The sequence below is a fragment of the Pseudomonas sp. K5002 genome, assembly GCF_013386655.1.
Lineage (GTDB): Bacteria > Pseudomonadota > Gammaproteobacteria > Pseudomonadales > Pseudomonadaceae > Aquipseudomonas.
Genome location: NZ_JACARK010000482.1, coordinates 1 through 10,316 on the forward strand (window position 1 = coordinate 1; position 10,316 = coordinate 10,316).

The 10,316-nt window shown below is 54.0% G+C and carries 8 protein-coding genes and 2 pseudogenes; 3 read left to right on the forward strand and 7 right to left on the reverse strand.

From position 1 onward, the window contains the following. Window positions 1-732 (reverse strand): annotated as a pseudogene (locus HX846_RS21130) (methyl-accepting chemotaxis protein); the annotation flags it as partial. 1,239 nt (window positions 733-1,971) lie between these two features. Here HX846_RS21130 and HX846_RS21135 point away from each other — a divergent pair. After that, on the forward strand, window positions 1,972-2,271 hold the full coding sequence (locus HX846_RS21135; RefSeq protein WP_134326299.1) for a hypothetical protein: 300 nt from the start codon (window positions 1,972-1,974) through the stop codon (window positions 2,269-2,271). A 225-nt stretch (window positions 2,272-2,496) separates the two neighbouring features. On the opposite strand, the gene HX846_RS21140 is transcribed toward HX846_RS21135, so the two are convergent. The 3 genes and pseudogenes from HX846_RS21140 to HX846_RS21150 form a co-directional block, all read right to left on the reverse strand. Further along, a complete protein-coding gene (locus HX846_RS21140; RefSeq protein WP_178966040.1) occupies window positions 2,497-3,273 on the reverse strand; it encodes a nucleotidyltransferase domain-containing protein in 777 nt (258 codons plus the stop codon). A gap of 47 nt (window positions 3,274-3,320) precedes the next feature. Then, window positions 3,321-3,740: a DUF6691 family protein gene (locus HX846_RS21145; protein ID WP_177080296.1), complete on the reverse strand. Its 420-nt coding sequence runs from the start codon at window positions 3,738-3,740 to the stop codon at window positions 3,321-3,323. Window positions 3,741-3,745: 5 nt separating this feature from the next. Continuing rightward, window positions 3,746-4,176: pseudogene (locus HX846_RS21150) on the reverse strand (YeeE/YedE family protein). Between the two features lie 305 nt (window positions 4,177-4,481). Between HX846_RS21150 and yiaY the strand changes: the two are divergent. Then, window positions 4,482-5,630 carry an L-threonine dehydrogenase gene (gene yiaY, locus HX846_RS21155; protein ID WP_102368759.1) on the forward strand — a complete coding sequence of 383 codons (1,149 nt, stop codon included), beginning with the start codon at window positions 4,482-4,484 and terminating at the stop codon, window positions 5,628-5,630. A 435-nt stretch (window positions 5,631-6,065) separates the two neighbouring features. Continuing rightward, window positions 6,066-7,055, forward strand: a complete 990-nt coding sequence (locus HX846_RS21160; RefSeq protein WP_178966041.1) for a HEPN domain-containing protein — start codon at window positions 6,066-6,068, stop codon at window positions 7,053-7,055. A 445-nt stretch (window positions 7,056-7,500) separates the two neighbouring features. Here HX846_RS21160 and HX846_RS21165 read toward each other — a convergent pair whose 3' ends face one another. The 3 genes from HX846_RS21165 to HX846_RS21175 all read right to left on the reverse strand — a co-directional run. Continuing rightward, entirely contained in the window at window positions 7,501-8,397 is an 897-nt protein-coding gene (locus tag HX846_RS21165) for an RES family NAD+ phosphorylase (RefSeq protein ID WP_178966042.1), read from the reverse strand. 411 nt (window positions 8,398-8,808) lie between these two features. Continuing rightward, the gene (locus HX846_RS21170) at window positions 8,809-9,138 is read right to left on the reverse strand and encodes a DUF6124 family protein (protein ID WP_178966043.1); all 330 of its coding nucleotides are present in this window, start codon (window positions 9,136-9,138) and stop codon (window positions 8,809-8,811) included. Window positions 9,139-9,496: 358 nt separating this feature from the next. Then, window positions 9,497-10,316: MFS transporter (locus tag HX846_RS21175; RefSeq protein ID WP_178966044.1), on the reverse strand; the 820-nt coding region annotated here is incomplete at its 5' end.

The window sequence follows — 10,316 nt, forward strand, 5'->3', positions numbered from 1 at the left end:
CAGGGTGCCGCTGGCGTGAGCCAGCTCCTGGCCGAGTTGGCCGAGGCCGTGGGAGTCGCGGGCGACGCCGTCGATCAGGCCGGTGATCTGGGTCAGAAAGTGATCGAAACGGGTGGCAAGGGAGACATGCACTTTTTCCGGACTGCCCTTGACGGCCTCACCGCTGAACTGCGTGGTGACGGCGAGCATTTTTTCGAGCATTTCCTGGCTTTCTACCGCTTCGGTCTGGCTGTGCACCGCGAGGTAGAGCAGGGCGACCGTCTCCATCACCACGTAGAACGCGTGGACGAAAATCATGCTCCAGCCGCCGTGATGCTCCATCACAAACACCGGGAAACCCTGGTGCTGCAAGGCATGAAACACCACGTGGTGCACCGCGATGGTGACGGCGGCCACCAGGATAGGCAGCCAGTCGCGGTAGAACGTCAGCACCGCCAGCAGCGCGAAGATACCGAAGTGCGATTCGATGACACCCTGGGCCTGGTTGATGTGCAACGCCGCCATCACCATCAGCCCAACGCCAAGGGCGCAACGCATCAGGCGGGTGCCGCCGATGACGCGATAGGCCAGGGTCAGCACCACGCTGGTGCCGCCGCCTATGAAGAGCGCTTGAAGCAGCGTGTCGTGCCAGAACGCCAGGCCGAGGGAGAAGAGGGTCATCAGCCAGATCAGGGCGAGCATGATGCGGTCGGCTTTGCGGTAGTGCTCGATGAAACGGGCTTGGGCAGGCATTCACTCGTACTCCATGTGGACGGGCCGGGGTGAGGCAAGCATGCGACGTGCCATACGAGCATGCGGGGAGCGAATCGGGTGTAGGGGAGCGGGGGTTGATTGATGGTAGGAGGTTATCGGCGGTGTTGGGTGGGGCTTTAGGGGGGATAAGCCAGAAGCTGCTTGTTACGAGGGGCTGCAATCGGCCAAAAGCGGTAAGTCATGATCAACTGCTATAGACCCATAGCTGCCGGTGAAAGCCGTCAGAAAACGGCCAGAAGAAGTGGCCAATGGATAGCACGAACCTGCTACGCTGAGTCCTCACAGGAGTGGGAGTCTGCCTTCATCCATAGGTATGTCAGTAGTCGGGTACAGGCACCATGCATCATATAATCGGCTTATATACCTCGGAAAAAACAGAGCATTTGTGGTCCCTGGACGCAGAAGACCGAATTGTTTTCAGATCTGAATGCTTTCATACGCTTGGGTATTTTTCCCTTATAGCACCTGCTTTTGAACGATATGCACAAAGAGATGCAGGGATAGGCATTGAATCAATGAATGTAATGTTCCGCTTGAGAAATGACGATTTAGCTGACGTATTGGCAATTTTGAAAGATCTCGAAACACAACTCTGTCAGCAACCAAAAAGTTGGCAGGAGTATCTCGGTGAAATTCAACATCCAAGGCAAGATAAGCGGCCAATCAAACCGCTGTTATTCAGACGTCGAGCCGTTCGGATTGTCCAAAGATTGCGAGCGTTAATGCTCAAAGCCCAAGTCCACGATAAATGCTTAGTATATGGAAATGGTGTTTGCTATCGAGCACTGAGCGGCACAAAGATGTCGCCCGGTACCGTGTACTCCTAGAGCCGAGCCTACGGTTCAAGCGTTCGCTTCATTCGTCCGGGACGGGATAAACCCCACCCGTTAATCAAACGAAAGGATCCAGCCAAGTGGCTGCTTCTGGCCGATAGCAGCCGGTCGTTCCGTAGGCTGCACGCCATCTGTGAGCTGGCAGTATCGGCCCGAGGAGGGGAGATCAAAGTTGATCCAGGCGCGGCCATTTGCATGTGGAACAGCAGGATCAGTCATGTGATTGCCCTTCTCGGCTCGTAATGTCCGCCTTCAATCGTCAATTGTCCTGGTTCTAACCGGGACGTGCTTAACCACCATTAGCCCGGTTGAACTGCCAACGCGTGGAACGACCCGCTATGCCGGCAAGTCTACCTGTATCTACTCATGGGTAAGGTACAGCGCAATGGATAAGACAATCACCGTCGATCAACTAGCGACCACCGACCTTGGATCAATCAACGAAATATGGCTTGGCGAGACGCATACCCAGCTATGCCTATGGCGTGGCGAACAGGTCTTCACCCACGAGATGATGAGCGAGGGCACCCACGACCAGAATGTCCAACGCTTGTGCTTGCAGTTGGTCAACCCTGACGATCAAACCGCCGTAGCCAGCGTTGAGGTAATTGTGCGCGAACGGCTGAAAAAAATGGGGAAGGAGGGCGAGTTTTATCCCGCAGAGGAGGCTGATACTCATCAATAAGAAGAGGGGTATCGGTCATTCAGGGGGAGTTGATCCAAGGCCTGTTGTCGCTTGGAGGCGTATCTTTCGATGAGGATCCTGGAACGCTTAGGGTGACTCACTCAATTCAGTAACCCCATGGAGCAACCAACAGGTTATGGATATCGAATTTCGCGGTAATGGCATGCGTGATAACCCGTCTGTAGGTACATGAATCGCCCCTGATTTCATAGGCGCGTTATGGATTCAACCGGTTTGTGTAGCCATCCAGGTCAAAAAACGATGGAGCTGAGTCGTAAACTTCTTCGGCTTGGCATCCGGGTTCCTTGCCTGGGACAAGAAAAAAGAGATCTGCATTCTCATACTCGGGTAATGCTGAACAAACTGCTCGACAAGCTCTTCCAGTGTTTGCGGCCACATCAGGTCCTGTTCAGAGCGAAGCACTTGAGTTGACCGGATGAGTTTGCGCGAAGCTTCTCGCTGCAAGCGCAGCGATTGCGTCGGTGTGGTCGCCTGGTCGATAAGGTCGGCATACCGGGTCAGTACGGATTCAAAGTCACCATTCACGGCAATGGCGATATCGCGCGACGGCTTGAACCGGTCGAAGCGTTGGGTCAGATCATTGCCCCATAAGCAACGACAGTGATGCTTGAGCCAATACCCCCAGCTCAATCGATTGTCAGGTGCCAATACTTCAGCACGACTACCGATATCGAAATCGATCTTGGTGACTTCGGCATGCCGACTTTCCAGCGTGCGCCTTTTCGACTCCAGCATTTCCAGATCCTGCGACGTAGGTGGGCTGTGCAGAATAAGGGTTAGGTCAAGGTCAGAAAACCCCGGCACGGCGTCGCCTCTCGCGACACTGCCATAAAGATAAATCCCGTCCAGCAGAGGTTCCGGCCGCGCGAGCGTCATGCAAACGTCCGTCAGCAAAGCCTGAAACTGTGGCTGCGTCTCGACGTTGGACACGGTGAGGATATAACCGTCCGCATCAGTGCCACGAGGTTGGAGTCGTTCCATGAAGCCGTCCTTGAGTTGCGTTCAGTAAAAATCGGGGTCAAACCCCATCAAGACGTGCGCCGGCCTTCCAGGCTGGAAAACACATACATACCCGCCAGCATCGCCACTACGAAGATGAGAATTTGCCAGTGCCCGGTAAACAGAAGGGCGATCGCAGGCCCAGGGCAGATACCGGCAATTCCCCAGCCGATACCGAACACCACGCTGCCTCCTATCAAGCGCAGGTCCAACTCCCGGTTAACAGGCAACTGCATGGGGGCCGCGAGCAAAGATCGTTTGTGCTTGCGTGCCCAATTCATAGGGATAACTGCCACGGCAATGGCCCCGACCATCACCAAAGCGAGTGACGGGTCCCAAGCCCCGGCCACATCGAGAAACGCCAACACCTTGGCGGGGTTGGCCATGCCGGCCAAGAGCAGGCCCAGACCAAAGATCAGCCCGGCGAGAAATGCGCTCAACTTGGTCATCACCTTCAAACCCCCAGCACATGGCGGATGAGGTACACCGTTGCAAAGCCCGCGGTCATAAAGCACACGGTCGCCACCAGGGAGCGGGGTGACAATCGAGAGATCCCACACACGCCGTGACCACTGGTACAGCCGGAGCCGTACCGGGTTCCCAAGCCAACGAGCAACCCCGCCATCACCAAGGCCGGCCACTGTGCCGTGATCTCGATCTGTGGCAAGACGCTAAACAGCCCCACAGCAATGGCGCAATCACCAAGCCAAGCAGAAACAACGCTTTCTCGCCCCAGCCCTCACTGCCAAACCGCATCACGCTGCCCAGCAAGCCGCTGATACCTGCGACTCGGCCATTCGCGAGAACAAACACGCTGACGGACAGCCCGATCAAGGCGCCTCCGCCTGAAGCCCAAGGCGTGAAGTTGATCCAATCAATGCTCATTTTGCAGTTCCTGCACAGGAGAGTAGGTGAGGGCTGTTGCTCAGCGAACCATCATAACCATCCGGGCGGGTCGGGGTCTGCGCAAGTCAGATTTTGCTGCCGCCCCCCATGGAATGGGTGAAACCCTGCTCCCAGTACTAAAGGAGGTGTCAATGCCCGCTAAAGGACCATTTCGGTCTGACGCCATAGGTTTAGGCTCAGCTTTGTGATCGTCAACGATGACAACAAGACGTGCCGCATCACCTGCGAGATGAGTAGAAAACCTCACTGACTCCCGTGTCTCCATAATAAAAAGAGGATTTATCATGAGTAGCACCTTCTTCATTCCCTCCGTGAACATGATGGGCATTGGCAGCCTTGACGAGGCGATGCTCGCAATCCGCAAGTACGGGTTCCGCAAAGCCTTGATCGTCACCGATGCCGGCCTGGCCAAAGCCGGCGTGGCTGCCAAGGTTGCCGGCCTGTTGGCCCAGCAAGACATCGACTCCACCCTGTTTGACGGCGCCAAACCGAATCCGACCGTCAGCAACGTGGAGAAGGGCCTTGAACTGCTGGCCCGCAGCGACTGTGATTTCATTATTTCCCTGGGCGGCGGTTCACCCCACGACTGCGCCAAGGGCATTGCCCTGTGCGCCGCCAACGGTGGGCACATCAGCGACTACGAAGGCGTCGACCAATCCGCCAAACCACAAATGCCACTGATCGCCATCAACACCACCGCCGGCACGGCGAGTGAAATGACGCGTTTCTGCATCATCACCGACGAAGTCCGCCACGTGAAAATGGCCATCGTAGACCGCAACGTCACCCCCCTGTTATCCGTCAACGACCCCTCGCTGATGGCCGCCATGCCCAAAGGCCTGACCGCCGCCACCGGCATGGACGCACTGACCCACGCCGTCGAAGCCTACGTGTCGACGGCGGCCACGCCGATCACCGATGCCTGTGCACTCAAAGCCATCGAATTGATCTCGGCCAACCTGCGCACCGCCGTTGCCCAGGGTGACAACATGACCGCCCGGGAAAACATGGCCTACGCGCAATTCCTTGCCGGCATGGCCTTCAACAATGCTTCGCTGGGTTACGTGCACGCCATGGCGCACCAACTGGGCGGGTTCTACGACCTGCCTCACGGCGTGTGCAACGCGATCCTGCTGCCCCATGTGTCGAGCTTCAACGCCAGCGTATGTCCGGCCCGGTTTAAGGATATCGCTCATGCGATGGGGGTTGAGACTCAGCAACTGGATGCGGAGAAGGGCGCTGCGGCGGCTATCACGGCCATCCGTAAACTGTCTGCGGATGTGGGGATTCCGAGCGGGCTCGTTGAGCTGGGTGTAAAGGCTGACGATATTCCGACACTGGCAGCCAATGCCATGAAAGATGCCTGCGGTTTTACCAATCCGCGTCCTGCCAATCAGGATGAGATTGAGCAGATTTTTCATACGGCGATGTGATTGATGTGAAGTGACGCTGGAGAGAACGCCCCGCCTTTGGTTGAAGTGCGGGGTGTTTTGGTTTTGTTAACCGAGAGGGTTGGAGTAGCTCACTGGCTGGCCGGCGGTCTGTCACGAGGGGCAACTGTCGGCCAAAAGCAGGCGTTCATGAAGCATTTCTGGTACATAGCGGACTGTTACAGCGTCTAAATGTAAAACTCCTTGCGCATTGAGCAATTGAGCTTGTTACCTTAGCTAGGCTTGGTGCGCATGGCACCGCATCATCCCTACGCTGGACAAGGTAGGGATCGAAGGATAGCGTTACGGGACGGATGGCTATGTGCCACTCGATCGCACTCCTTTAACTTTGTAGCAATTTTGGCAGGCTGTATCTGGATGTTAGAGGCTCAATGAAATTCAAGATTTTGATTATATTAATTGTTTTTGAGAGGTAATATGGCTGCGCATATTGATTACTTTAAGCATGAAGATGCTTATGTGTTTGTTTCAACTTTGCGGAATCTGAAGGTAGATGCGCCTGACGGCATTTACAGCCTTATGCCTGGCATTGATTTGATTGTAGGTAAGGAGTTAAAAGGGAAGTACTTAACACCTGAGCTGCGGGACATTTCTGGAAGAATTGAGTTTGAGCATTTACTTGGTGCGTGTCATTTGATAGTTGGCGATGTACCTGGCTCATTTTTTGATATACTCCCGTTGACGGGAGTAATTACCATGTGGCTTGGTTGGGTTGATTGGCTTATGCAAGACTCATGGCTAGTCAAAGACAATTCAATAATATGTGAGATTGCTTACTGCAAGATTACGAAGGATGGCGGCGTGCAGTGGGCTAATAACGGTCTTTATTCTAAAATGTTCACAGCACGTGGATTGGGGGATATTGAGGTCGTATTTAATGCTGAAGAAATCCAGCAATGGAATACAATATGTGACAACAACCGCTCATTGATTTTTTCTAATAAATCTGTGATGACAGGCCGTGTAAGTGATAAAAGCTATTCTAGATATGCTAGATTTTATCATTTTCTAGATACATCCCGCCGCACTCCTTATGAAGCTATAAAAATAGCACACTGTTGTTCGGCCTTGGAAAGTTTATTTTCAACGGATACGGTAGAGCTTAGTCATAGGCTGTCTGAGCGAGTTGCTTTTTTATTTGCCAAGAATGGATATGATGCTGAAACAGTTTATCAATTTATTAAAGATTGCTATGCGGTTAGATCATCTGTTACACATGGATCGCCTGTACCTTCAAAGTTTTCTAAAGGCCTCGAGACTCAGTCGGAAAAACTGCAGGAGCACATGAGGGCGTTAGTTTTCATGATTAATAAAGATAAGAACTTGCTTGACGTGTTAAATGGCAGCAACGAAGGAATCGAGTTATATTTTCGGAAACTGATTTTTCCTCCCGTCAAAGCAGTCTAGATACGGGTGGTTTGCGCCGTACTTTGCACTAATGCTACAGCTTAGTTTTAGCATTTTTTGAGTTGGGTTATAGAGGCTAATTGATTAGCTCAATAGCTAAAAATATGTGTTAGTAAGTTTAGCCAACTTTTATCCAGAATCAGATTTTTCGTATGTCCGCATTTCGCTGGAAAAAGCCCGTATCAAGCGTCCGCTTCTGGCCGATAGCTGCCGGTAGCCAAATTGTCGGGCCAGCCCAACGTATCTTACCTTTATCCCTTCCCGAACCGGCCGATGTCCTCTAGGATCCGCTCCGCCAAATTAACCCAGAGATCCCTTCGACGCGTTGCGGATTTTTGGTATATCCTACCAACATATTCCGGCAGGTGAAGAAGTCGGTATCATTGACTTCCTCGCGCCGCACTGGTCCAATGCCGCGTTTAAGTAAATAACCTCCAGCTTCATTTTATTCATTGTTCTGACCCAGGTTTCGAAATTCAACAGGTCGCCATAGCGGACTAAGTGACAAGCGGGACTCCTCTTTTGCATGCTCTACTGCCCACGTAAGGTCACCGTTGGAGCGAACACCATTGACTTGGGCAATGTCCGAAAGGCGGTAATAACCGGCTGCCAAATGTTCTGCTCTAGCTTGTATGATCGATTCCAATCCAAAAAAATTCCAGAATCTGTCCCTTCGGACCGCGAGATTTATACCCGCTAGCTGCAATCGACTGGGGTACATGATCGCGTCAATATCGGGAATTTTATTAAAAATTTCTTGAGATACTAACGAACTCAAACGATAGTCCTCGCCTTGCGAGGTAACCAATTCGTACAAAAAAGCATTCGTTATCGCTAACGACCTTCCTTGGTCCAACGGAAGTCTATTCACCATATCGCCTAGTCTCTTCGCCGCCTCATCCTTGATCACAGTTCCGAAGCCTCTCCTGAGAATCAACATCAGCTCGCCGATGGGAAGTACCCTCATTGATTCGCCGGGGATAACATCAAACCTAGCCAAAGCGATGTGACCGTCGTTGATCCTCGTTTCGCTCAGGGCCGTTTCCCGTGCCGACGCTAGATAGATAACCGGATGACCATCCACACTTATTCGCCCAGGAGTGGCCGGCCTGTTTTCTGGCCATACCACTTCAGAGACTGAATTTAAATAAGTGGTCGAGTGCAGCGCTCGCACGCGGTTAAATACTCCGCCAGGCCAGTTGATACTCATGATCGGGTGTATGGAGATCAACTCTTTCACGAATGCTGCCTGCTCTGCATGTGGCATAACAGCGAAACTCTTAATTCGGTCGCTCAGTAAGTCGATGTCCATCGGTGGATGTACTTCAGCAAGCGTTCGCATTAAAACTCCTGGGGATTACGAGATAACGCACGGAAAATGTCTTGGGAAAATGATAGCAGCGATTTTAGCAAGTCGTTATAGGCGACAGTAGGGTTGTCATCGCATCGCAACGGCCCTTGCAGCTTATCTCCACTCACCGGTCGCCCCACGATAGCGGCTATTGCAGAACGATGTGCGGAATGGTGCCGGCATATTTCTCGCGAGAAGACGCTTTTTCGGGTGCCTGGGAAATTGCTAAAGTGGGGCTTTTGACCGGCCACTTCTGGCCGAAAGCCGACATTCAGCATAGCCGGAGAAAAGCAGTGCCTTGGCACGTGTGCCGTCGCTGAGCCGCTGTAGATGCCTACAACGCCCCAGCGGCTAATCGATTGCGTGCACTGAACGGTAAGTACTATTGGACTACGTCTGACTTCAGCTACACGGCACCTCCCGATCCATCAGCTTCCCCATCAATAGCACCCCCAACTCACTGAGTTGATGAATCGCCAACGCCACATCACGGTCTTTCCCGCTCAACTCCTCCGACAGATCAATCAGCAACGCGCTGACCGAGGCAAAGGTTTCATAGCTATTGGTAATCAGACTTTCACTGCTGGCATCAGCAGCCACACTGAACAGCGCACCCGACGGCGGGGCGGTTTTGGCGGAGGAGGGATTGAGATAGTGATCCAAGGCACGGTGCGCGGCTTGGTTGAGTTTCAAATCGGGAGATCCCGGAGGATTCGGCGTTACCTTGAACATATCAGTAGTTTTCCTGAGCAGGGCCGTCACCACGTCGCTACTAAACGAAATGGGGTGGCGGCTGTACGCAGGTTAGTAGACCGGGGAAACTACAAAAGCCGGCGCGTCCGAAGACGCCCTGCGCACAGCCACCATCAAGCACAGACAAGAAGGTCTGATAGATGCTGCTTATGCACTTGCAGTTAACCTCGGGCTACTAAACCCGATCACTGAGTTTTCAGCGACCGAGCAACCTTAGAGACGCCAACCCAAGTGCACAAGCCGGCGGATTCTGACGCAACTGTAGGCAATGGAGCAAGGCGCCGTGCTCACTGCCTCCAGCCACGGGACTGAATTCAATCAGTCCCGTTTTCCTCGATTAAGCAGGCTGAGCCGCCAAGCTATTACTCACCTTGCGCCCCAACACCAGCACCGTCACAAACCCGGCACCCACCAACGCGGTCGCCAAACTCAACAGCACCGACGTCCCCATCTTGTCGACGATCTGCCCGCCAAAGAACGAGCCCACGGCAATGATCACCTGAAACAACGCGACGAACAGCGGCATGCCACGTTCCACATCCTTGGGCGCAACCACAAACATCCAGATGCTCGCGCAGGCCGGGAACGCGCCGAAGGCGAAGCCCCACAGTGCGATCAGCATCACGGCGCCGCTCATGCCGGTGGCGAAGTAGGGGAACAGGGCGGTGCTGGTGCCGATCATTAGGGCCACCAGCAGCAAGGTGTGGCGCACGCTGCGGTTGGCGGCGAAGCCGGCGAAGACGTTGCCCATTACGCCGGCCACGCCGTAGAGCAGCAGCAGGGAGCCGATGGTCGGGCCGTCGAAGCCGGAGCTGTTTTTGAAGAACGGCGCGACGTAGGTGTACGCGGCAAAGTGTGCAAGGCCGATAAGCAGCACGGCGATCAAGCCGACCCGTGCTTGTGGGTTGATGAACAGGGCCGGCAGGTCGGCGATGCGAATGGCTTTTTCCGGTTCGAGGCGGGGCAGCAGGAACATCTGTGCCAGCAGTACCGGGATGCCCACCAGTGCGGTGACGAGGAAGGTCATGCGCCAGCCCATCAGGCCGCTCAGCCAGGTGCCGACGGGTACGCCGAGCACGGTGGCGAGGGTCACGCCCATCATGATGATCGAGGTGGCCTTCGCTACGCCGACGCCCTTGGGCGCCAGGCGGCCGCTG

Bases quoted from the DNA above. Each gene is read 5' to 3' on its own strand.
- HX846_RS21135 (WP_134326299.1), top strand. From the start codon at position 1,972: ATGGATAAGACAATCACCGTCGATCAACTAGCGACCACCGACCTTGGA.
- HX846_RS21140 (WP_178966040.1), bottom strand. From the start codon at position 3,273: ATGGAACGACTCCAACCTCGTGGCACTGATGCGGACGGTTATATCCTC.
- HX846_RS21145 (WP_177080296.1), bottom strand. From the start codon at position 3,740: ATGACCAAGTTGAGCGCATTTCTCGCCGGGCTGATCTTTGGTCTGGGC.
- yiaY (WP_102368759.1), top strand. From the start codon at position 4,482: ATGAGTAGCACCTTCTTCATTCCCTCCGTGAACATGATGGGCATTGGC.
- HX846_RS21160 (WP_178966041.1), top strand. From the start codon at position 6,066: ATGGCTGCGCATATTGATTACTTTAAGCATGAAGATGCTTATGTGTTT.
- HX846_RS21165 (WP_178966042.1), bottom strand. From the start codon at position 8,397: ATGCGAACGCTTGCTGAAGTACATCCACCGATGGACATCGACTTACTG.
- HX846_RS21170 (WP_178966043.1), bottom strand. From the start codon at position 9,138: ATGTTCAAGGTAACGCCGAATCCTCCGGGATCTCCCGATTTGAAACTC.